The organism is Streptomyces neyagawaensis (genome assembly GCF_023516595.1).
In the GTDB taxonomy this organism is placed as follows: domain Bacteria; phylum Actinomycetota; class Actinomycetes; order Streptomycetales; family Streptomycetaceae; genus Streptomyces; species Streptomyces neyagawaensis.
Window position 1 is genome coordinate 135,942 of record NZ_JAMGBG010000043.1, and the last position, 21,464, is coordinate 157,405.

Consider the following 21,464-nt stretch of genomic DNA (forward strand, 5'->3'; position numbering starts at 1 on the left):
TGAGTGGGCGTACAGACTACGGTGCCGCGGTGACGGCTCGGACCAGCGACGACGGCTGTCACAGGACCGCTACACGACCGGCCGCGTCATTGGCCGGAAATAGTCAGGTCGGCCCTGCGGGGCGTGGCGAAGCCCTCCAGGTCCGCGCGGGTCAGTCCGGTCGCCCCGGACACCTCGTCGATGTCGAGGGCGCCGCAGTCGAGGCCGCGCAGCAGATAGCCGCTGAGGGCCTTGGCGGTGGCGGGCTCGTCCATGACGTCGCCGCCGGCGCGGTTGGCGTAGCGGGACAGGCGGGCGGCGGCCTGTTCGTAGCCCTCGCGGTAGAAGGCGAAGACGGCCGCGTAGCGGGTCGGGATGTGGCCGGGGTGCATGTCCCAGCCCTGGTAGTAGGCACGGGCCAGGGCGCGGCGGGTGAGGCCGTAGTGGAGGCGCCAGGCGTCGTGGACCTGTTCGGTCGGACCGACCGGGAGGACGTTCGTCGAACCGTCCGAGACGCGGACGCCGGTGCCCGCCGCGGCGACCTGCATGATCGCCTTGGCGTGGTCGGCGGCGGGGTGGTCGCTGGCCTGGTGGGCGGCGGAGACCCCGAGGCAGGCGCTGTAGTCGAAGGTGCCGTAGTGCAGTCCGGTGGCGCGGCCCTCGGCGGCGCCGATCATGCGGGCGACGGTGGCGGTGCCGTCGGCGGCGAGGATGGCCTGGCTGGTTTCGATCTGGATCTCGAAGCCGATCCGGCCGGGCGCGAGGCCGCGCGCCTTCTCGAAGGCCTCCAGCAGGCGGACCATGGCGGTGACCTGCTCGGGGTACGTCACCTTGGGCAGGGTCAGCACGAGCCCGTCGGGCAGGCCGCCGGCCTCCATCAGGCCGGTGAGGAAGATGTCGAGGGTGCGGATGCCCCGGTCGCGTACCGGCGCCTCCATGCACTTCATGCGGATGCCCATGTACGGGGCGGCCGTGCCGTTCGCGTACGCCTGCGCGATCAGCCGGGCGGCGCGGGCGGCGGCCTCGTCCTCCTCGGTGTCGGGGCGCGGCCCGTAGCCGTCCTCGAAGTCGACGCGGAGGTCCTCGATCGGTTCGCGTTCCAGCTTGGCGCGGACCCGGTCGTAGACGGGGCCGGCGAGGTGGTCGGGGAGTCCGAGGACGGTGGCGAAGGACGCGGCGTCGGGGGCGTGCGCGTCGAGGGCGGCGAGGGCCCGGTCGCCCCAGGTGCGGAGGGTGTCGGCGGCGAACGCGTCGCCGGGGACGTAGACGGTGTGCACCGGCTGGCGGGTGCCGGGGTCGCCGGGGTAGCGGCGCTCCAGTTCCGCGTCGACGGGGGCGAGGGAGGCGCTGATCTTCTCGCTGACGGCGCCCGCGAGACTCGTCGCCACGTTCTCCTGCCGACCCTGCCCCATTCCGACCTCCATCTTCCGCTCTACGGAATCTACGATCCGCATGACGAAGCTAATCGGGGATCTTGGCCCGGGTCAACACCGTCCCGGCGTGGGATTCCCCATGCTTCCCCCTGGTCACCGCTATCCCACCGTCTTCTTCCGTATTCATTCGGCAAGCTTCATCCTGACTCCCAAGGGGAGGAGATCGCGTGCCGAACGAGGCCGGAGTGACACGCCGCCAAGGACTCAAGTCCGCGGCGGTGGCCGCCATCGCCGCACCATTGCTCACCACGGCGGGCTCCACACAGCCCGCCGCCGCCGGCGAGTACGCGGGCGCACTGAACGTCATGACGTTCAATGTGCGCTTCGCGACCGTCGTCGACGAGACGCCCCGCTGGACGGTCCGGCGTCCGGTGATGCGGGCGTTGCTGCGCCGCGAGCGGCCCCACCTCATCGGCACCCAGGAGGGCCTCTACCAGCAGCTGCGCATGATCGAGAAGGATCTCGGCGGGCACTACGACTGGATCGGCACCGGCCGTGGGGGCGGCAGCAAGGACGAGTTCATGGCGATCTTCTACGACACCCGCCGACTGGAGCCGATCGAGTTCGACCACTTCTGGCTGTCGGACACCCCGTACACGATCGCGTCCAATACCTGGGGCGCGGACTGGCTGCGCATGGTGACATGGGTCCGCTTCGCCGATCTCGCCGACGGGGGGCGGGAGTTCTACGCCCTGAACACCCATCTGGACAGCGTCAGCCAGTACGCCCGCGAGCGGTCCGTCGGGCTCATCGGCAAGACGATCGCCGGATGGGACCGGTCGTTGCCGGTCGTCGTCACCGGTGACTTCAACGCGGCCGCCCACGACAACCGGGTGTACGAGCAGATGCTGGACATCGGACTCGTGGACGCCTGGGACGCGGCGGGCTCGCGCAGCGAGGCGTACGGCACCTACCACGGCTACCGGGGACTGAGACCGGGCGGCCGGCGGATCGACTGGATCCTCACCTCGCCCGGCGTGACCGCCAACTGGGCGGCGATGAACACCTTCTCGGTGGACGGGCTGTACCCGAGCGACCATCTGCCGGTGCAGGCCTCACTGACCCTGGGATGAGCGAAGGCCCCCGCGACCGTTCGCACGGTCGCGGGGGCCTTCAGCGCAGGGAGGATCAGCCCTTGCGGACCTTGATCTCCTCGGTGAGCTGCGGGACGACGTCGAAGAGGTCGCCGACGACGCCGTAGTCGACGAGGTCGAAGATCGGGGCCTCGGCGTCCTTGTTGATCGCGACGATGGTCTTCGAGGTCTGCATACCGGCACGGTGCTGGATCGCGCCGGAGATGCCGGAGGCGATGTACAGCTGCGGCGAGACCGACTTGCCGGTCTGGCCGACCTGGTTGGTGTGCGGGTACCAGCCGGCGTCCACCGCGGCACGCGAGGCGCCGACGGCCGCGCCGAGGGAGTCGGCGAGGGACTCGATCAGCGCGAAGTTCTCCGCGCCGTTGACGCCACGGCCGCCGGAGACCACGATCGCGGCCTCGGTCAGCTCCGGACGCCCGGTCGACTCACGCGGGGTGCGGCCGGTGACCTTGGTGCCGGTGGCCTGAGCGGAGAAGGTGACGTCCAGCGCCTCGACCGCGCCGGCGGCCGGGGCGGCCTCCACGGCGGCCGAGTTCGGCTTGACCGTGATGACCGGGGTGCCCTTGGAGACACGGGACTTGGTGGTGAAGGACGCGGCGAACACCGACTGCGTCGCGACCGGACCCTCGTCGGAGGCCTCCAGGTCGACGGCGTCGGTGATGATGCCCGAGCCGATGCGCAGCGCGAGACGGGCGGCGATCTCCTTGCCCTCGGCGGAGGAGGGGATCAGCACGGCGGCCGGGGAGACGGCGGCGACGGCGGCCTGGAGGGCGTCGACCTTCGGGACGACCAGGTAGTCGGCGTACTCGGCGGCGTCGTGGGTGAGGACCTTGACCGCGCCGTGCTCGGCGAGCGCGGCGGCGGTGTCGGCGGCACCGGCACCCAGCGCGACCGCGACGGGCTCGCCGACGCGGCGGGCCAGGGTCAGCAGCTCCAGGGTGGGCTTGCGGACGGCACCGTCCACGTGGTCGACGTAGACGAGAACTTCAGCCATGGGAATGGTTCTCCTAGCGGAATTACGAAGTCTGAGGGGGCGTAAGGGAGTTGGGCTCGGCCGGGCCGCAGGGGGCCGGGCCGGGCCGCGGGGGCCTTAGATGAACTTCTGGCCCGCGAGGAACTCAGCGAGCTGCTTGCCGCCCTCGCCCTCGTCCTTCACGATCGTGCCGGCGGTGCGCGCGGGACGCGCGGCAGCGGAGTCGACGGCCGTCCAGGCGCCCTCCAGACCGACCTCCTCGGCCTCCAGGTCGAGGTCGGACAGGTCCCAGGACTGAACCGGCTTCTTCTTCGCCGCCATGATGCCCTTGAACGACGGGTAACGAGCCTCGCCCGACTGGTCGGTCACGGAGACCACGGCCGGCAGGGAAGCCTCCAGCTGCTCCGAGGCGGCGTCGCCGTCACGGCGGCCCTTGACCACACCGTCCTCGACGGACACCTCGGACAGCAGGGTCACCTGCGGCACGCCCAGGCGCTCGGCGAGCAGGGCCGGGACGACGCCCATGGTGCCGTCGGTGGAGGCCATGCCGGAGATCACCAGGTCGTAGCCGGCCTTCTCGATCGCCTTGGCGAGCACCAGGGAGGTGCCGATGGCGTCGGTGCCGTGCAGGTCGTCGTCCTCGACGTGGATCGCCTTGTCCGCACCCATCGACAGCGCCTTGCGCAGCGCGTCCTTGGCGTCCTCGGGGCCGACGGTCAGCACGGTGATCTCGGCGTCGTCGGCGTCCTCGGCGATCTGCAGCGCCTGCTCGACGGCGTACTCGTCCAGCTCGGAGAGCAGACCGTCCACGTCGTCACGGTCGACGGTCAGGTCATCGGCGAAGTGCCGGTCGCCAGTGGCGTCGGGCACGTACTTCACAGTGACAACGATCCTCAAGCTCACGCCGGCTCTCCTACTGCATCGTCATTTCTGGGCTGCCTGCTATGGAGGCAGCATAGGCGCCTGAAGCGGCCGATCCCGATCGGGGCGACCTGCGCTCCGGTCGGAATATTACTCGCCAGTACGACGCCTACCGTCCCGCATCTCATCCCCGCTAAGCAAGCGCTTTGAACTGTGAGGTAGGCAACCCTGCGTAATCGGTCGGGAATCGAGCGGGAAACCTCGCGCCTCGTTCGCCCGCGCGGATCAGTCGCGCAGGCCGCTGAAGCGTCCCTGGTGGTAGAGCAGCGGCCGTCCGGTACCGCAAGGGTCGCCGAGGACGACCTCGGCGAGGACGATCCGGTGGTCGCCCGCCGGGACCCGGGCCACTACCCGGCACACCAGCCAGGCGAGCACGTCGTCGAGGACGGGAACCCCTTCCGGGCCGCTACGCCATTCGGTGGGCGCCCCGAACCGGTCGGCGCCGCTGCGGGCGAAGGTGGCGGCCAGCTCCTGCTGGTGCTCGCCGAGTATGTGCACGCCCACGTACTCCGCCTCGGCGATGGCGGGCCAGCTGGAGGCGCCGGTGCCGATGCCGAAGGAGAGCAGCGGGGGTTCGGCGGAGACCGAGGTGAGGGAGGTGGCGGTGAAGCCGACCGGGCCCGTGAGGCCCTGGGCGGTGATCACGGCGACTCCGGCGGCGTGCCGCCGGAACACGGAGCGCAGGAGGTCGGGGGAGGCGAGCCGGGGGGAACCGAGGCCGGAGGTGGCCGTCATGGGTGATGTCCTTCGGGTGGGGTCGACGAGCGGGGTCCGTGGCTGCTCAACAGCCTGGACAGCGCGAACTCGCCGTGCGGACCAGGTCCACATGGACACGCTCGAAGAGAAGGAGTTCCCGGGGCATGCCGTCAGATTGACGATACGTGACGCGTACAGTCAAGCGCGTCCCGTCATCCGGGAGGTAGGTCACGGGCCACTCCCCTCACACGGCTTCGCCGAGCGCGGCGATCACATCCGCCTTGCGCGGCTGACCCGCGGCACGCCGTACGATCCGGCCGTCCGCGTCGAGGACGAGCACGGTCGGGGTCTTGAGGATGTCGAGCCGGCGGACCAGGTCGAGGTGTTGCTCGGCGTCGATCTCCACATGGGCGACGCCCGGGACCATCGCGGTGACCTCGGCGAGCACCCTGCGGGTGGCCCGGCAAGGGGCGCAGAAGGCGCTGGAGAACTGGAGGAGCGTGGCCCGTTCGCCGAGCGCCTCCCCCAACTCGGCGGCGTCGAGCCGCTTCTCGCCGTCCCGCACGCGCACTCCGACTCTCCCGCTCCGCCGCCGTTGCAGCACTCCGAAGGCGCTCGCCGCGGCAAGCACCAGTACGCACACCACCAGTCCGGTCACAGGGTGCTTCAGCGTTCATGAGACTGCAAAGATTCCCGACTCCTCGAAGAGATTGGCTTGCGGAATGCTTGACGCATGGACGACATCGATGTGAGAGGACCGCGCTTCGGTGCGGCCGTGACGGCGGTCGTGCTGGCCGCCGCGCTGATCAGTGGCAGCGCCTGGCTGCTGGCCTGGCAGACGTTCGCCTTCGCGCTGGGCGCGGCGGGCGGGGTGGGTCGTTCGCCGTACGGCTGGGTCTTCCGCAGGGTGGTCCGGCCGCGGCTCGGGCCGCCGACGGAGTTCGAGTCGCCCCGGCCGCCGCGGTTCGCCCAGTCCGTCGGGCTGGTGTTCGCGCTGGTGGGGTTGGCCGGTTTCACGCTGGGCCCGGAGTGGCTGGGGCTCACGGCGACGGGGGCGGCGCTCGCGGCGGCCTTCCTCAACGCGGTGTTCGGGTACTGCCTGGGCTGCGAGATGTACCTGCTCGTGCGCCGGGTGACGGTACGCGCCGGGTGAGGACATGAGAAGGCCCGGGAGGGGGCCGAGTGGGCCGACGTGACGAGAATCTCGCACTTCACCGGCACCAGGGCTGGCTACTCGTGCGTTCTTCGGGCACGATCTGCGACAAGCCGTAAACCTACGGCTGCGTAACTTTTCCGCCGGGAGCCCCCTTCCCAGGCAGAGAGAAGGGTCCACTCCGTCCATGGCAGAGCTTGTCTACCGTCCCGCGATCGGTCTCGCCCTCACCCTGTTCAAGGCCTGGGACCTGAAGATCGACTGCAAGGGGTCGGAGAACATCCCGCGCTCGGGCGGCGCCGTACTGGTGAGCAATCACATCAGCTATCTGGACTTCATCTTCGACGGGCTGGCCGCTCTGCCGCAGAAGCGGCTGGTGCGCTTCATGGCCAAGGAATCGGTGTTCCGGCACAAGATCTCCGGCCCGCTGATGCGCAACATGCGGCACATCCCCGTGGACCGCACCCAGGGCGAGGCTGCCTACGCGCACGCGCTGGACTCGCTGCGTTCCGGGGAGATCGTCGGGGTGTTCCCCGAGGCCACGATCTCGCAGTCGTTCACCCTCAAGAGCTTCAAGTCGGGTGCCGCCCGGCTGGCCCAGGAGGCCGGTGTCCCGCTGATCCCGATGGCGGTGTGGGGCACGCAGCGACTGTGGACCAAGGGCCACCCGCGCAACTTCAAGCGCAGCCACACCCCGATCACCATCCGGGTCGGCGAGGCGATAGAGGCATCCAAGGACAAGTACGCCGGTGCGATCACCCGGCAACTGCGCGAGCGCGTCCAGGAGTTGCTGGAAGCCGCGCAGCGCGCCTACCCGGTGCGCCCCAAGGGGCCGGACGACACCTGGTGGATGCCGGCCCACCTCGGCGGCACGGCCCCGACCCCGGAGCAGGTCCGCGAGGCCGAGGCCCGCTGACCCGGCCTACAGCGCCGCGGGGAGCGTCTCCCAGAGCCGTGTCCGGTCGGGCGCGGCTCTGAGTGCTGCGAGGACGTCGGGGTGGGGCGTGGCGTGGAGGACCGGGTAGTCGCACTCCCCTGCCGCAGGGTCGGGGACCCATGCCAGCCGTTCCCCGGCGAGGGAGAAGCGGGCGTCCACGCCCGGTTTGTTGCCGCGGGGGTCCTGCCGGTGCCAGCCCCCGTCGAGGCGCACGGCGACCAGACCGTGCACGGCGTGTCCGCCGCCGTCGTCGTGCGCCAGCCGCTGGTAGCACAGGGCCGTCGGGATGTCCTCGGCCCGTAGCAGGGCGGTCAGCGCATGCGCCTTGGCGTAGCAGATCCCGGTGCCCTGCTCCAGGACGTCGGAGGCGCGCCAGGTGACGCGCGGGTCGTCGGCGTCCGCCGAGTGCGGAATGGCGTCGCGGACGAACTCGAAGGCCAGTCGCGCATAGTCATACGAGTCGGCTGACTGACGGGCCAGCCGCGCGGCGGTCTCCCGCACCACCGGGTGGTGGTGGTCGATGACATCGTCGGCGGTCAAGTAGGCGGACAGGTCAGGGGTTTCCTGGATCAGCTCCATGCCCGCAGAGCATAGAAATACGGCCGCCCGAGGGTCAATGCATTTTCAGGCGACCGTATATCTATGCAATCTCAGTCTTGTCGGTGAGGGCCGCCGCTCAGCGGGCCATCTCCTCCTTCAGTGCCGCCACGAACCGGTCGACGTCGTCCTCGGTCGTGTCGAAGGAGCACATCCAGCGGACGACGCCCGCGGCCTCGTCCCAGAAGTAGAAGCGGAACCGCTTCTGCAGACGCTCGCTCACGTCGTGCGGCAGCCGGGCGAAGACCCCGTTGGCCTGGACCGGATACAGCACCTCCACGCCGTGGACCGCGCGGACGCCCTCGGCGAGACGCTGCGCCATCTCGTTGGAGTGGCGGGCGTTGCGCAGCCACAGGTCCCGGGCGAGCAGCGCCTCCAACTGCACGGAGACGAAACGCATCTTGGAGGCGAGCTGCATGGACAGCTTCCGCAGATGCTTCATCCGCCGGACGGCGTCCTGGTTGATGACGACGACGGCCTCGCCGAACATCGCTCCGTTCTTGGTGCCGCCCAGGGAGAGGATGTCGACGCCGACGGCGTCGGTGAAGGTGCGCATCGGCACGTCCAGCGAGGCGGCCGCGTTGGCTATCCGGGAACCGTCCAGGTGCACCTTCATGCCGTGTGCGTGGGCGTGCTCGCAGATCGCGCGGATCTCGTCGGGCGTGTACAGCGTGCCCAGTTCCGTGCTCTGGGTGATCGAGACGACCTGCGGCATCGCCCGGTGCTCGTCCTCCCAGCCGTACGCCTGCCGGTCGATCAGCTCGGGGGTGAGCTTGCCGTCCGGGGTGGGCACGGTGAGCAGCTTCAGGCCGCCCATGCGCTCGGGGGCGCCGCCCTCGTCGCAGTTGATGTGGGCGCTCTCGGCGCAGATCACCGCGCCCCAGCGGTCGGTGACCGCCTGGAGCGCGACGACGTTGGCGCCGGTGCCGTTGAAGACCGGGAACGCCTCGGCGGTGGCGCCGAAGTGGCTGCGGATGATCCGCTGGAGGTTCTCGGTGTAGTCGTCCTCGCCGTACGCGACCTGGTGCCCGCCGTTGGCCAGGGCCAGGGCGGCGAGCACCTCGGGGTGGACCCCCGCGTAGTTGTCGCTGGCGAAGCCGCGGACCTCCGGGTCGTGATGGCGTCGTGCGTCGGTCCTGGGGGGATTCACGGCTTCTCGGTGAGCCACAGACGGTTCCCGTTCACTTCGGCGGCGGGCTTCTCCCAGACGTCGACGATGGCCTCGGCCAGCTCCTTGACGTCGGTGAACCCCGCGAACTTCGCGTTGGGGCGGTCAGCGCGCATCGCGTCGTGCACCAATGCCTTGACCACCAGGATGGCAGCCGCGGACGTCGGTCCCTCCGGCCCCCCGGCCTTGCGGAAGTAGTCCGCCATGGCCAGCGTCCACGCCTCGGCGGCGGCCTTGGCGGAGGCGTAGGCGGCGTTGCCCGCGGTGGGCTTGCTCGCGCCGGCCGCGCTGATCAGGAGGTACCGGCCGCGGTCGCTGCGCTGGAGGGCCTCGTGGAAGGCGAGGGAGGTGTGCTGCACGGTGCGGATGAGCAGCATCTCCAGGAAGTCCCAGTCGTCGAGGCTGGTCCGGGTGAAGGTCTCGCTGCCGCGCCAGCCGCCGACGAGGTGGACGAGGCCGTCGACCCGGCCGAAGTCCTTCTCGACGCGCAGCGCCCAGTCGCGGGTCGACTTGAGGTCCAGCAGATCGACCGTGTCGCCGACGACGGTGGCGCCGCCGTGCGCGTAGCGGGCCGCGTCCACCGCCTCGGAGAGGCGCTCCGGGTCGTTGTCGGAGCCGACGACGATCGCGCCGGCCTCGGCGAGCCGCGCCAGCGTCGCCCGGCCCGCGGGCCCGCCCGCGCCCGCCACCGCGATCACCGCGCCGCTGAGTGCTCCGTTGCCGTTCCCCATGGTCTTCGCCTCCTGAGCAGCCACTGGGACCTCTGCGGATCGGGCGCTCACGCGGCGGCCCGCTCGGCGTTCGCCGCGGTGATGCCCTTGGTGGAGGCGATCACGTTCTTGAGCTTCTTGGCGAGCGCCTCATAGAACATGCTGAGCGGAAACTCGTCCGGAAGCACGTCGTCGACGAGCTTGCGCGGCGGCTGCGTCAGATCCAGGGCGTCGGGGCCCTTGGCCCAGCGGGAGCCGGGGTGGGGTGCGAGGTAGGTGGAGACCAGCTCGTAGCCGGCGAACCAGTGGACCAGCTTCGGGCGGTCGATGCCGTCGCGGTAGAGCTGCTCGATGTCGGCGCAGAGCTGGTTGGTGACCTGCGGGGCGCGCTGCCAGTCGATGAACAGCTTGTTGTCGGTCCAGCGGACGACGTCGTGCTTGTGCAGGTAGGCGAAGAGGAGCTGGCCGCCGAGGCCGTCGTAGTTGCGCACGCGCTCGCCGGTGACCGGGAAGCGGAACATCCGGTCGAACAGCACGGCGTACTGCACGTCGCGGGCCTGCGGCACCCCGTCGGACTCCAGCTTCACGGCCTCCTTGAAGGCGGTGAGGTCACAGCGCAGCTCCTCCAGGCCGTACATCCAGAACGGCTGGCGCTGCTTGATCATGAAGGGGTCGAAGGGCAGGTCGCCATGGCTGTGGGTGCGGTCGTGGACCATGTCCCACAGGACGAAGGCCTCCTCGCAGCGCTTCTGGTCGTGGACCATCGCGGCGATGTCCTCGGGGAGCTCCAGGCCGAGGATGTCGACGGCGGCGTCGGTCACCCGGCGGAAGCGGGCGGCCTCGCGGTCGCAGAAGATGCCACCCCAGGAGAAACGTTCCGGCGCCTCGCGGACCGCGATCGTCTCGGGGAAGAGCACGGCGGAGTTGGTGTCGTAGCCGGCCGTGAAGTCCTCGAACTTGATGCCGCAGAACAGCGGGTTGTCGTAGCGGGTGCACTCCAGTTCGGCCAGCCACTCGGGCCAGACCATGCGCAGCACGACCGCTTCGAGATTGCGGTCGGGGTTGCCGTTCTGCGTGTACATCGGGAAGACGACCAGGTGCTGGAGGCCGTCCCGGCGGTCGGCGGCCGGCTGGAAGGCCAGCAGCGAGTCGAGGAAGTCCGGCACCTCGAAGCCGCCCTCGGCCCACCGGCGCAGATCCTTGACGAGCGCCTGGTGGTACGCCGTGTCGTGCGGCAGCAGCGCGGAGAGCTCCTCCACGGCGCCGATGACATCACGGACGGCCTGCTCGGCGTCGGCGGCGCCGGGGGCTCCCTCGGCGTCGAAGTCGATCGAGCCGTCCTTGGACTGCCATGGCCGGATCCGCTCCACGGCATCCTTGAGCACGGGCCAGGCCGGGTGCTCCACCACCCTACCGACCGGAGGAACAACGCCCTCCGCACCCACCTGCACAAGAATTTCCGTCATGACCCATCCTCCACGGGAGAACCTTTCGTACGGACACCGTATGTAGGGAAGCTCGTCTCCCGCAAGGTCGACCACTTGACCAAGCCGGAAATTCTCCCGCCACCCCCAGTACTTAACCGCTGAATCTCCTGCCACACGCGTTCCAGGTCACAGTTTGTGCGAGGCCATCGGCCAGAGGGGTCGCCGGGGTCAACGCGCGCCGGACTCGCCCACTCAGGGATGACCCGGTTCGCGCGGACACGCGAGGAAACGGTCCGGTTCTCCGACGTGACACGGCCTGAGATGGCTCGAAAGGGCTTGTGCACGTACGGATGCATCGCGGGGCCGGACGACTACGCTGCGGCCCAGCCGCGTGCCGTCCCCTCCCGGTCACGCGGCCCGAGCCGCCGTCGACGGAAGCGAGTCCACCTTGAACTTCCTCACCATCGGTCACCGTGGAGTCATGGGTGTCGAACCGGAGAACACCCTGCGTTCCTTCACCGCCGCCGATCGCGCGGGCCTCGACGTCATCGAACTCGATCTGCATCTGAGCAAGGACGGCGCCCTCGTCGTCATGCACGACGCGGATGTGGACCGGACGACCGACGGCACGGGCCCCATCGCCGACAAGACCCTCGCCGAGCTGCGCGCCCTCGACGCGGGGCGCGGCGAGCGGATCCCCACCTTCGAGGAGGTGCTCGACGCCGTCCAGGCGCCCCTTCAGGCCGAGATCAAGGACACGGCGGCGGCCCGCGCCCTCGCCGAGGTCATGCACCGGCGCGACCTGGTGGGACGGGTCGAGGTGCTGTCCTTCCACGACGAGGCGGTCGCCGAGATCGCCCGGCTCGTCCCCGGCGTGCGCACCGCGCTGGTCGCCAGCCGGTACGGCCTGGACGTCGTGGACCGGGCGGTGGCGGTCGGCGCCTCCACCCTCGTCCTGAACATCCGGCGGCTCACCCTGGAGGTCGTCGAGCACGCCCGCAAGGCGAATCTGCGCATCATCGGCTGGGTGGTCAACACCCAGGACCATCTGCGTCTGGTCCGCGCGCTGCAGCTGGACGGCGCGACCACGGACTATCCGGACATCAAGCGCACCGGCCGCTTCACGGCGTGACCGGCCGCTCCAGCTCCTTCACCAGCAGTTCGAAGCGCAGGTCGTCCCGCAGCGGGATGCCGAAGCGCTCGTCGCCGTACGGGAACGGGCTCATGCGTCCCGTACGGCGGTAGCCGCGCCGCTCGTACCAGGCGATGAGGTCGTCCCGTACGGAGATCACGGTCATGTGCATCTCCCCGGCGGCCCAGGTCTCGACCGCGATCCGCTCGGCCTCGGCGATGATCGTCTTGCCGAGGCCGGCGCCCTGGAGCGCCGGGCTCACCGCGAACATCCCGAAGTACACATGGTCGCCGCGGTGTTCGAGCTGGCAGCAGGCGACGACCGTGCCGTCCCGCTCCACGGTGAGCAGCCGGCTGTCGGGCGACTTGATGACGTCCAGCACGCCCTGCGGGTCGGTGCGCCGCCCGTCGAGGATGTCCGCCTCCGTGGTCCAGCCGACCCGGCTGGAGTCCCCCCGGTACGCCGACTCGATCAACGCGACGAGCACGTCCACGTCGGCGTCGGTGGCATCACGGAAGGTCAGGCCGGGGGCGGTGTCCATGGGCGCTCCTGACGGATCTGGCGGCGGCGCGGGCACGCAAGAGCGTAGCCCCGCGCCCACTAGGCTCCGACGGCATGGTCCATGTATTGAGCAGCCGTACCCTTTTGCGCCCCACCGACCCGGAGCGCTCCCGTGTCTTCTACGGCGAGAAGCTGGGGCTCCCCGTGTACCGCGAGTTCGGTACGGGTGACCACCGGGGTGTCGTGTACTTCCTCGGCGGCGGTTTCCTGGAGGTCGCCGGGCGCTGCGACACCCCGCCCTCGCCCGCGCTGAAGCTGTGGCTCCAGGTCGCGGACGTGACGGCGGCGCACGAGGAGCTGGTGGCGGCCGGGGTGGAGGTGCGGCGGCCGCCGGTGAAGGAGCCCTGGGGGCTGATCGAGATGTGGATCGCCGACCCGGACGGTACGGAGATCGTGCTGGTGGAGATCCCCGCGGACCATCCGCTGCGGTACCGGCCGGGCATTTGAGCCGGCCCGCCTGACACCGGCTCGGTGGCTGCCCCGTGCCCGCCCCGGTTCTCCGTCGGCAGCTCCACCGGGGCGCCCCGGAGCCCCGGTGGCCGGGGGCCGGGGTGCGGGCATAGCGTGCTGGTGGGGGCCGTCCCTTCCACGAGGAGCGCCATGAAGCTCGACAGGCCGGTGACCGGCGGGCCCTGCTGGACCGAGCTGGGGACCAGTGATCTGGAGGCGGCCAAGCGGTTCTACACCGACCTGTTCGGATGGCGTCCGGAGACCGACCCGCGCCAGGAGGCCGGCGGGTACACGGTGGCGCATCTGGGCGACGCCGCCGTCGCCGCCCTCGCGCCGTTGTACCAGGAGTCGCAGCCGGTGGCCTGGAACGTGTCGTTCGCGGTGGCCGACGCGGACGCCGCGGTCGCGTCGGTGCGGGCGGCCGGCGGATCGATCGTCCTGGAGCCCATGGACGTCTTCGACCTCGGGCGGTTCGCGGTGGCGTTCGACCCGGGCGGCGCGGCCTTCCAGCTCTGGGAGGCCCGTACCTTCCCCGGTGCCGGTCTGTTCAACGCGCCCGGCGCCCTCGGCTGGGTGGAGCTGCTGACCCGCGCGCCGGAGGGGGACGAGACCTTCTACACCACCGTGTTCGGCTGGACCGTGCACGCCTCCGAGCACTACACACAGTGGGGCATCGCCGGCGCCGACTTCGGCGGCATGATCACCATGGACGAGAAGTTCCCGCACGAGGTGCCCTCGCACTGGCTGCCCTACTTCGCCGTCGAGGACGTGGACGACAGCGCCCGGATCGCCGTCGAGGCCGGGGGCACCGTCCTCATGGAGCCGACCACGGTGGCGGACGGTCCGCGCATCGCGGTGCTGCGCGACCCCCAGGGCGCCATGTTCGGCGTGTACCTGGTGGACGAGGAGCGCTGAGCCTCTGCCGCCGTCGGCCGTGCGCGCGCCGGGGCCTCAGGTGCGCGGCAGGCCCAGCCGGCCCTCCAGCTGGATCAGCAACTCGCCCAGCAGTCCGGCCAGTTCACGGCGGTCGTCGGTGCCGACCCCGGACAGCACATTCATCTCGTAGGCCAGTTGCTCCGGCAGGACGCTGTCCACGAGGTCACGGCCCGAGTCCGTGAGCCGGACATGGGCGACGCGCCGGTCCCGGGCGTCGCCGCGCCGCTCCACCAGCCCGCGCTCGCTGAGCAGCTTGACGCGTTTGGTGACGGCCGCGCCGGAGGCGAACGTCTCGCGGGCGATCTCACTGGGCGTCAGCTCGTGGCCGGTGCGGCGCAGGGTGCCGAGGACGTCGAACTCGGGGCGGGTGAGCCCGGCGCGGCGCAGCGGGGCGTCCTCCGCCTGCTGGAGGAGGGCGGCGCAGCGGTTCACCCGGCCGATGATCTCCATGGGTCCGGTGTCGAGACCGGGGTGCACCGTCTGCCACTGACGCACCACCTTGGCGACCGTGTCCCCGAGAGCCGCGCCGCTCCCCGCCGCCGTCCGCCCGTTGCCTGCCGTCATGCCGGTGCGCCCTCCGAAGCGTGGAATCCGTGCTGTCGTGCCGTCGCCGTGAGCGTACGGCGTCCGGCCCGCCGGACGCGGTCACCCGCTCCGACGGCGGGGCGCGCGCACCCCTGCTCAGCCGCATCCCTGCTCAGCCCGCCCGCCGCTCGGGGGAGGCGAGCCCCTGCCCGACGCACCCCGCGCGTCGATGCACCCCGCGCGCTCCCCCGCGTACTCCCGTGCGCTCGTCTGCGCGCCACCGGGCAGGGGCATGCCCTGACCGACTGGTCGACCTCACGGTCATCACTGTTCGACGCCGTCGAGCGTGGAGGTGCACGTGCACGGACCGGCTTCCCCCGGCTGGCTGCTGGTCGCGCTCTGCGCGCTGACCGGTGGGTACTGCCTGCTGCGGATGCGCAGCTCCGTCGAGGAGCAGCGCAGGGCCGCGGGCGGTGAGGCACTCATGGGGTTCGGCATGGCCGCGATGGCCGTACCCGCCGCCGCGGCGGCGCCCCCGCGCTGGACCTGGCTGGCCTACGCCGTCGTGTTCGGCGCCGCCGCGCTGCGGGCGCTGTGGGCGGCCCGCACGAGCCCGCACCACCTGCACCACCTGGTGGGTGCCGTCGCCATGGTCTACATGGCGGTGGTGATGACGGCCTCCCCCGGCGGCCACGGCGGCAGCGGGTCGCCGCTGCTCACCGGGACGCTCCTGCTGTACTTCGCCGGCTATGTGCTGTGGGCGGGCGTACGGCTGATGCCGGTGGCAGGGGCCGGGACCGGGCTCGCGGCAGGGGCCGGGACCGGCTGGGGCGACCGGCCCGAGGTGGCGCGGGCCTGCCGGCTGTCGATGGGCATCGGGATGTTCGCCATGCTGCTCACGGTGTGATCCACACCGTGGTCTGCGTCACTTGGGCCGCCCGGCCCATGTCGTCACGCCCCGTCCCGCTCATAGGCTTCACCCATGATGGTCCCCGCGGCGTTGTTGCTGCTCGGCGCCCTGACCGCCGTCGTCGCTCCGCGACTGCTGGCCCGGGCGGACTGGCCGGACCGTGAACCTGTGGTCGCGCTGTGGGTGTGGCAGTGCGTCGTGGCGGCCGTCCTGCTGTGCTGCGCGCTGTCGATGGCGCTGAGCGCGGCCGCCGCCTGGACGGCGGTGCGCGGACCGCTGTTCGCGCCGGCGCCGCACGGCGTGGTCGAGGCGTACGCGCTGGGCACCGGCGGTTCGTGGGCGGCGGTCACCGCGGTCGCCCTCGCGTGCGGCGGGGTGTGGACCGGGGCCATGCTGGTCGGCGAGATCGCGCTGGCCCGGCGGCACCGGCGGCGGCGGGAGACCGAGCTTCTGCGCCGCGCGCCCCTGCTGCCCGGCGAGGAGCCGGGGGCGGACCGGCTCGTGGTGGTGGAGGGCGAACGGCCGGACGCCTGGTGGCTGCCCGGTTCGGCGCCCCGACTGGTCATCACCACCGCCGCGTTGCGCCGGCTGAAGGGGCGGCAGGTGGACGCGGTGGTCGCCCACGAGCAGGGGCACGCGCGGGCCCGGCACGACTGGCTGCTGCACTGCTCGGCGGCGCTGGCGGGCGGTTTCCCGAGGGTGCCGGTGTTCGCCGCGTTCCGCGACGAGATGCACCGCCTGGTCGAACTCGCCGCCGACGACACCGCTTCCCGCCGCCACGGACGCCTGACGACCGCCCTCGCGCTCGTCGGCCTCAACGAGGACCGGGGCGTGTTCGGGCCGTGCTCGGCCCCCGAGGACCATGTGCCGCGGCGCGTCCACCGGCTGCTCGCTCCCCCGGACCGCCTCACGCCCGTACGTCGGCTGAGGCTGACCGCGTGCGCGGCCCTGCTGCCCGCGCTGCCGGTTCTGGTGGCTTTCGTACCGGGGTTGCGGGCACTCGGGTAACCGTGACCCGGCAAAGAACCGACAAAGGGAACCCCAAGAACAACGCGCGAGGCACGGCTCGTGCTCCGGTCGCGGCGCGTGACAGTGATCTCACGCCCCGGCGTTGGCCCGGAGCCCCACGGGTCGGCGAGGATCGCTGTATGCACACCCCCACCGTCGACGCGCCGCCCCACCGGCCGCCGCACACCCGCACCGGCCGCGTCGCCGCGGCCCTCGCGGCGCCCACCGTCCTGCTGCTCTTCCTGGTCGCGCTCTCCTGGGCGCCGCTGATGTCCCTGGACGAGGGCATCGCGGACACCACCCACAGATGGGCCGTCGCCGAGTCCGGGGTCACCCATGTTTTCCGCATCCTGACGGACTGGGTGTGGGATCCGGTGACGATGCGCCTCATCGTCGCGGCCGCCGTGGTCTGGCTGGTGTGGCGGCACCGGGAGTGGTGGCTCGCGATCTGGCTGGCCGTCACCTGTGCGGTGGGCACGGCGGTCCAGCAGGGGCTGAAGGCCGCCGTCGGCCGGGAGCGGCCCGCGTGGCCCGACCCCGTGGACTCCGCGCACTACGCCGCCTTCCCGTCGGGTCACGCCATGACGGCGACCGTGGTGTGCGGTCTGCTGCTGTGGCTCCTCCATCTGTACGGCGCCGGACGCGTCGTGACACGGGTGGCGCTGGCGGTGTCCGCGGTGTCGGTCCTCGGTGTGGGTCTGACCAGGATCTGGCTGGGCGTGCACTGGGCGTCGGACGTGGTGGGCGGCTGGCTGCTGGGCACGCTGACCGTGGCACTGGCCGTACTGACGTACGAGAAGTGGGGCGCGCCGAGGCGTACTTGACCGCGTCGGGACCACCGCGAAGGATCGCCGCCATGACGATCAAAGGCGTGCTGTTCGACTTCTCCGGGACCCTCTTCCGTATCGAGTCCGGCGAGTCCTGGCTGCGGGCGGTGCTCGCGGACACCGGTGTCGACCTGCCCGAGCAGGAGGTGGTGCGGGCAGCCGAGGCGCTGGAGCGGGCGGGCGCGCTGCCCGGCGGGCCGGCCCCCGTGGAGCTGCCGACCGGTGAGCTGGGTGAGCTGTGGACGGTCCGGGACCGGAGCGCCGAGCAGCATCGGGCGGCCTTCACGGGGCTGTCGCGGCGGGTGTCCCTGCCCGACCCCGCGCTCCACGACGCGCTGTACGACCGCCATATGACGCCATCCGCGTGGCGCCCGTACCCGGACGCCGTCGAGGTGCTCGCCGGTCTGCGGGAGCGGGGGGTGGCCGTCGGCGTGGTGAGCAACATCGGCTGGGATCTGCGTCCGGTGTTCCGCGCGCACGGTCTCGACCCGTACGTGGGCACCTATGTGCTGTCGTACGAGCACGGCATCCAGAAGCCGGATCCGCGGCTGTTCACGCTCGCCTGCGAGGCGCTCGGCGTCGACGCGCGGGACACCCTGATGGTCGGTGACGACCGGCGGGCCGACGGCGGTGCGGCGGCCCTGGGCTGTGCGGTGCACTTCGTGGACCATCTGCCCGCGGACAGCCGGCCGGACGGACTGCGCCCGGTGCTGAGGCTGGTGGGCTGAGACACCGCCCGGTCGCGGATCCGTCGGGCGGGTCATGGCGTCCGGGGCGCCGCCGTCGGCGACCCGTCGTCCGTCCCGGACCGTCCCCCGTGCGGCCCGGGACGGACAGCGGCCGGGAGGGACACACAGGGTCGCCGCCCGGAAGCACTGAGTATAGTTGGCTGGCAGCCAGTCAACGCAGGAGTTACAGGATGTCCCCGCGCAGCGCCTCGGTCAATGAAGAGTTGCGTCGGCGTTCCCGGGAGCGACTGCTGCAGGCCGCCGTCGAGTTGGTGGACGAGCGGGGCTACGAGGCCACGACGCTCGGGGACATCGCGGACCGCGCGGGATCGGCACGGGGCCTGGTGTCGTACTACTTCCCCGGCAAGCGCCAGTTGGTCCAGTCGGCGGTGCACCGGTTGATGCACCGGACGCTGGAGGAGGCGCTGGAGGGCGAGCCGCGCAGCGACGACGGGCGGGAGCGGATGGCGCGGGCGGTCGACGCGATCCTGCGACTGGCCCTGGACCGGCCCGTGTTGATGCGCCAGCACATGGCGGGGCTGCTCCAGGCACCGGAGGGCTTCGTGCAGTGCGCCGAGCAGCGGCGGCTGGGCGAACTGCTGCGGGACACGGTGACCCGGCACGGCTCCGCGGACCCGGACACCGACTACCCGCTGCTGCGGGCCCTGTTGATGGGTGCCGTGTACGCGATGGTGCTGCCGAACGCGCCGCTGCCGCTCACCACTCTGCGGGCGGAGCTCTTTCGGCGCTACGGACTCGACTGGGAGTCGGGTGTCCCGCCGGCCCCCGGGGGGACCGGCGGGACGCGCGACAGGGATCTGTCGCGTTTCTTCGCCACCTGACGGTGTCGGTCCTGCGTCCTACCAGCCGAAGTCGAAGTAGTCCGGCTGTGTCTGCACGTTCAGCTCACGCTGATGCACCCACCGGGCGGGGTTCGTGCGCCGGTCGTCGATCTTCAGGACGTCGAATCCCTTGACCATGTCGTTCGAGTAGATGTAGCCGTTGTAGTAGTACGCCGACCAGGCACCGCCGCCGACGAACGTGTCCGTGGAGATGGGACCGCGCTCGAAGTAGGCGATCTCCTTGGGGTTGGCGGAGTCGGTGAAGTCCCAGACGGACACACCGCCCTGGTACCAGGCCTGGACCATGATGTCCTTGCCCAGGACCGGGATCAGCGAGCCGTTGTGGGCGACGCAGTTCTCGGTGTTCGCCTGGTAGCGGGGGATCTTGTAGTAGCTCTTGAAGACGAGCTTGCGGTGGTCGCCCCTGCCGACGATGTCGTAGATGCCGTCGGCGCCGCGGTTCGGGCCGATGACCTCGTTGCAGGTGGCCGCGCCGCCGCCGCCCAACTCATCGGTGAAGACGACCTTGTTGGCCTTCTGGTTGAAGGTCGCCGAGTGCCAGAACGCGAAGTTCACGTTGTCCTGGACCTGGTCGATGATCTTCGGGTTCTCCGGGTCCTCGATGGAGAACAGGATGCCGTCGCCCATGCACGCGCCGGCCGCGAGGTCCTTCGACGGCAGCACCGTGATGTCGTGGCAGCCGGTGGTCTTGGAGACGCCCGGGTTCGTGGGCCCACCCGGGTTGCCGCCGCCGTCCGGGCCCTCACCGGGGAAGAGGACGGGGAAGCCCACCACGGCCGCCTTCTCGGGGGCCCAGCGCGGCACCTTGATGACCGAGATGCCGTCGTGCGGCGGCTGGCAGTCGGGGAACGCCGCGTTCGGCGAGTACGAGGAGACGTAGATGTAGATGTTCTTCCGCTTCGGCAGCAGCGTGTGGGTGTGCGAGCCGCAGGCGGTCTCGACGGCGGCGACGTACTTCGGGTTCGCCTTGTCGCTGATGTCGAAGATCTTCATGCCCTCCCACGACGACTTCTCGCTCGCGGGCTGCGTGGTGCTGTTGCAGGAGCTGTCGCTGCGCGAGGAGTCCGTGGACAGGAAGAGCAGGTTCCCGGAGACGGAGATGTCGTTCTGGGAGCCCGGGCAGAGGACCTGGGCGACCGTCTTCGGGGACTTGGGGTTGCTGATGTCGAAGATGCGGAAGCCGTCGTAGTTGCCCGCGAACGCGTACTTCCCCTGGAAGGCGAGGTCGGAGTTGGTGCCCGGCAGCGCCTCCTTCGGGATGTTGGTCAGGTGCTCGATGTTGGCGGAGTGGACGATCTCGTCCTTGCCGGGTATCTCACCGGCGGCGATCGCCTCACGCGCCTCGGCGGCGTCGCTCTTGGAGACCTTCTCACGCACGGTGGGCCCGTCCCCCGGGTCGGGGGTCGCGGCCGCCGGACCGGCCGTGAGCAGCGCGGCCAGGAGTCCGGCCGCCGTCGCGGCCACCCCCAGCCGTCTGTGGCGCGTCCGAAGGTTGTTTAACAGGGTCACTGTGTCCTCCCTCGTAGCCGTTCGCAGTCGAACGGTTCAGGCACCTCCGAAGTATCGTCTTCAGCATGCACAGAACAACAGGTGGCCATGTATTTGTAACGAACAAATTTGATCACGGGCACCTGAATGCGTGTTAGGAACGATCGTCAACACTCGCCAGGTGCACACCCGTTGCTCTGCCCAGGAGGTCACTGTGCTCGTTCGCCGCACATCCCGCGCGTCGCTGGTCACGGCCTCGTTGACGGCCGCTCTCCTCGCGCTCGCGGCCTGTGACTCGGGGTCGGACGCCGAACCCGACGGCGCTTCCGTCCGGTCCAGCGGACCCGCGGTGATCGCTCCCGGAAAACCCGGCGAGGCGGCCCATACCCTGTCGCCCGAGGAGGCGGAAAAGCGGCGCGCCGAGGACGACTCGCCGAATTCCGCGGACTTCGCCTACGCCCGCATGATGATCGTGCACCACGGCCAGGCCCTGGAGATGACCGAACTCGCCCCGAAGCATGCGAAGTCGACACAGGTGAAGCGGATCGCCGAGCGCATCTCGGCAGCCCAGAAGCCGGAGATCGAGGCCATGGAGGGCTGGCTGAAGGTCCACGACGGCGACAAGAAGGGCACGTCGCACGATCACGGGGAGATGCCGGGCATGGCGACCGAGGCGCAGCTCAAGAAACTCGGCACGCTGGACGGGGCGGAGTTCGACCGCCTCTTCCTGAAACTGATGATCACTCACCACGAGGGGGCGATCACGATGGCCACGGACGTCAAGACCCAGGGCAACAACATCCTGATCGAGGAGATGGCCGACGACGTGATCGCCCAGCAGACGACTGAGATCAGCAGGATGCGCGACCTCGTGGCCTAGACACGGGCCCTCCTGGCCGACACGGGCCCTCCTGGCCCAGCCACGCGACCTCCTGCCCGGCCACT

Annotated in this window: 24 protein-coding genes; 12 read left to right on the forward strand and 12 right to left on the reverse strand. The window is 70.8% G+C overall.

The genetic code is table 11. From position 1 onward, the window contains the following. Window positions 1-86 precede the first annotated feature (86 nt). A complete protein-coding gene (locus M8J73_RS20065; RefSeq protein ID WP_055543036.1) occupies window positions 87-1,391 on the reverse strand; it encodes a DUF6986 family protein in 1,305 nt (434 codons plus the stop codon). A gap of 188 nt (window positions 1,392-1,579) precedes the next feature. Between M8J73_RS20065 and M8J73_RS20070 the strand changes: the two genes are divergently transcribed. Then, entirely contained in the window at window positions 1,580-2,485 is a 906-nt protein-coding gene (locus M8J73_RS20070; protein WP_055543035.1) for an endonuclease/exonuclease/phosphatase family protein, read from the forward strand. Between the two features lie 55 nt (window positions 2,486-2,540). Here the strand turns inward: M8J73_RS20070 and M8J73_RS20075 are convergent, their stop codons facing one another. The 4 genes from M8J73_RS20075 to M8J73_RS20090 form a co-directional block, all read right to left on the reverse strand. Continuing rightward, window positions 2,541-3,503 (reverse strand): electron transfer flavoprotein subunit alpha/FixB family protein, encoded by a 963-nt coding sequence (locus M8J73_RS20075; RefSeq protein WP_055543034.1) that lies wholly within the window; start codon window positions 3,501-3,503, stop codon window positions 2,541-2,543. A gap of 96 nt (window positions 3,504-3,599) precedes the next feature. Beyond that, the gene (locus tag M8J73_RS20080) at window positions 3,600-4,385 is read right to left on the reverse strand and encodes an electron transfer flavoprotein subunit beta/FixA family protein (RefSeq protein WP_055543033.1); all 786 of its coding nucleotides are present in this window, start codon (window positions 4,383-4,385) and stop codon (window positions 3,600-3,602) included. A gap of 243 nt (window positions 4,386-4,628) precedes the next feature. Then, window positions 4,629-5,138, reverse strand: coding sequence for a flavin reductase family protein (locus tag M8J73_RS20085; RefSeq protein ID WP_055543032.1), 510 nt, complete (start codon window positions 5,136-5,138; stop codon window positions 4,629-4,631). A 205-nt stretch (window positions 5,139-5,343) separates the two neighbouring features. Continuing rightward, complete coding sequence (locus M8J73_RS20090; protein WP_079055275.1) at window positions 5,344-5,757, reverse strand: TlpA family protein disulfide reductase; 414 nt, start codon at window positions 5,755-5,757, stop codon at window positions 5,344-5,346. Between the two features lie 75 nt (window positions 5,758-5,832). On the opposite strand from M8J73_RS20090, the gene M8J73_RS20095 reads away from it, so the two are divergent. Together M8J73_RS20095 and M8J73_RS20100 are read left to right on the forward strand one after the other, a co-directional pair. Beyond that, complete coding sequence (locus M8J73_RS20095; protein WP_249828889.1) at window positions 5,833-6,252, forward strand: DUF4395 domain-containing protein; 420 nt, start codon at window positions 5,833-5,835, stop codon at window positions 6,250-6,252. Between the two features lie 187 nt (window positions 6,253-6,439). Further along, entirely contained in the window at window positions 6,440-7,168 is a 729-nt protein-coding gene (locus M8J73_RS20100) for a lysophospholipid acyltransferase family protein (protein WP_055541347.1), read from the forward strand. 6 nt (window positions 7,169-7,174) lie between these two features. On the opposite strand, the gene M8J73_RS20105 is transcribed toward M8J73_RS20100, so the two are convergent. From M8J73_RS20105 to M8J73_RS20120, 4 genes are all read right to left on the reverse strand, one after another. Next, window positions 7,175-7,768, reverse strand: a complete 594-nt coding sequence (locus tag M8J73_RS20105) for a transglutaminase-like domain-containing protein (RefSeq protein WP_055541348.1) — start codon at window positions 7,766-7,768, stop codon at window positions 7,175-7,177. A 97-nt stretch (window positions 7,769-7,865) separates the two neighbouring features. Next, window positions 7,866-8,936 (reverse strand): threonine aldolase family protein, encoded by a 1,071-nt coding sequence (locus M8J73_RS20110; RefSeq protein ID WP_055541349.1) that lies wholly within the window; start codon window positions 8,934-8,936, stop codon window positions 7,866-7,868. Continuing rightward, on the reverse strand, window positions 8,933-9,685 hold the full coding sequence (locus tag M8J73_RS20115; protein ID WP_249828890.1) for an SDR family NAD(P)-dependent oxidoreductase: 753 nt from the start codon (window positions 9,683-9,685) through the stop codon (window positions 8,933-8,935). The genes M8J73_RS20110 and M8J73_RS20115 overlap by 4 nt, the downstream gene beginning before the upstream one ends. Window positions 9,686-9,732: 47 nt before the next feature. Continuing rightward, on the reverse strand, window positions 9,733-11,130 hold the full coding sequence (locus M8J73_RS20120; RefSeq protein WP_055541602.1) for a DUF6421 family protein: 1,398 nt from the start codon (window positions 11,128-11,130) through the stop codon (window positions 9,733-9,735). 409 nt (window positions 11,131-11,539) lie between these two features. Here M8J73_RS20120 and M8J73_RS20125 point away from each other — a divergent pair, with 409 nt between their 5' ends. Next, the gene (locus M8J73_RS20125; RefSeq protein ID WP_079055131.1) at window positions 11,540-12,223 is read left to right on the forward strand and encodes a glycerophosphodiester phosphodiesterase; all 684 of its coding nucleotides are present in this window, start codon (window positions 11,540-11,542) and stop codon (window positions 12,221-12,223) included. On the opposite strand, the gene M8J73_RS20130 is transcribed toward M8J73_RS20125, so the two are convergent. Further along, on the reverse strand, window positions 12,213-12,764 hold the full coding sequence (locus tag M8J73_RS20130; protein WP_055541604.1) for a GNAT family N-acetyltransferase: 552 nt from the start codon (window positions 12,762-12,764) through the stop codon (window positions 12,213-12,215). The genes M8J73_RS20125 and M8J73_RS20130 overlap by 11 nt on opposite strands. 74 nt (window positions 12,765-12,838) lie before the next feature. Between M8J73_RS20130 and M8J73_RS20135 the strand changes: the two genes are divergently transcribed. Next, a complete protein-coding gene (locus tag M8J73_RS20135; protein WP_055541605.1) occupies window positions 12,839-13,231 on the forward strand; it encodes a VOC family protein in 393 nt (130 codons plus the stop codon). 153 nt (window positions 13,232-13,384) lie between these two features. Next, window positions 13,385-14,149, forward strand: a complete 765-nt coding sequence (locus tag M8J73_RS20140) for a VOC family protein (protein ID WP_055541606.1) — start codon at window positions 13,385-13,387, stop codon at window positions 14,147-14,149. Window positions 14,150-14,185: 36 nt separating this feature from the next. On the opposite strand, the gene M8J73_RS20145 is transcribed toward M8J73_RS20140, so the two are convergent. Continuing rightward, on the reverse strand, window positions 14,186-14,734 hold the full coding sequence (locus M8J73_RS20145; protein WP_055541607.1) for a MarR family winged helix-turn-helix transcriptional regulator: 549 nt from the start codon (window positions 14,732-14,734) through the stop codon (window positions 14,186-14,188). A 319-nt stretch (window positions 14,735-15,053) separates the two neighbouring features. Between M8J73_RS20145 and M8J73_RS20150 the strand changes: the two genes are divergently transcribed. From M8J73_RS20150 to M8J73_RS20170, 5 genes are all read left to right on the forward strand, one after another. After that, window positions 15,054-15,602: a DUF5134 domain-containing protein gene (locus tag M8J73_RS20150; RefSeq protein WP_055541608.1), complete on the forward strand. Its 549-nt coding sequence runs from the start codon at window positions 15,054-15,056 to the stop codon at window positions 15,600-15,602. Window positions 15,603-15,677: 75 nt separating this feature from the next. After that, window positions 15,678-16,613 (forward strand): M56 family metallopeptidase, encoded by a 936-nt coding sequence (locus M8J73_RS20155; RefSeq protein WP_055541609.1) that lies wholly within the window; start codon window positions 15,678-15,680, stop codon window positions 16,611-16,613. Window positions 16,614-16,753: 140 nt separating this feature from the next. After that, entirely contained in the window at window positions 16,754-17,437 is a 684-nt protein-coding gene (locus M8J73_RS20160; protein WP_055541610.1) for a phosphatase PAP2 family protein, read from the forward strand. A gap of 32 nt (window positions 17,438-17,469) precedes the next feature. Then, the gene (locus M8J73_RS20165) at window positions 17,470-18,168 is read left to right on the forward strand and encodes an HAD family hydrolase (protein ID WP_055541611.1); all 699 of its coding nucleotides are present in this window, start codon (window positions 17,470-17,472) and stop codon (window positions 18,166-18,168) included. A gap of 191 nt (window positions 18,169-18,359) precedes the next feature. Beyond that, window positions 18,360-19,010 carry a TetR/AcrR family transcriptional regulator gene (locus M8J73_RS20170; RefSeq protein WP_055541612.1) on the forward strand — a complete coding sequence of 217 codons (651 nt, stop codon included), beginning with the start codon at window positions 18,360-18,362 and terminating at the stop codon, window positions 19,008-19,010. An 18-nt stretch (window positions 19,011-19,028) separates the two neighbouring features. Here the strand turns inward: M8J73_RS20170 and M8J73_RS20175 are convergent, their stop codons facing one another. Then, window positions 19,029-20,540 carry an LVIVD repeat-containing protein gene (locus tag M8J73_RS20175; RefSeq protein WP_055541613.1) on the reverse strand — a complete coding sequence of 504 codons (1,512 nt, stop codon included), beginning with the start codon at window positions 20,538-20,540 and terminating at the stop codon, window positions 19,029-19,031. Window positions 20,541-20,733: 193 nt separating this feature from the next. On the opposite strand from M8J73_RS20175, the gene M8J73_RS20180 reads away from it, so the two are divergent. Beyond that, entirely contained in the window at window positions 20,734-21,399 is a 666-nt protein-coding gene (locus tag M8J73_RS20180; protein ID WP_055541614.1) for a DUF305 domain-containing protein, read from the forward strand. Window positions 21,400-21,464: the final 65 nt, after the last annotated feature.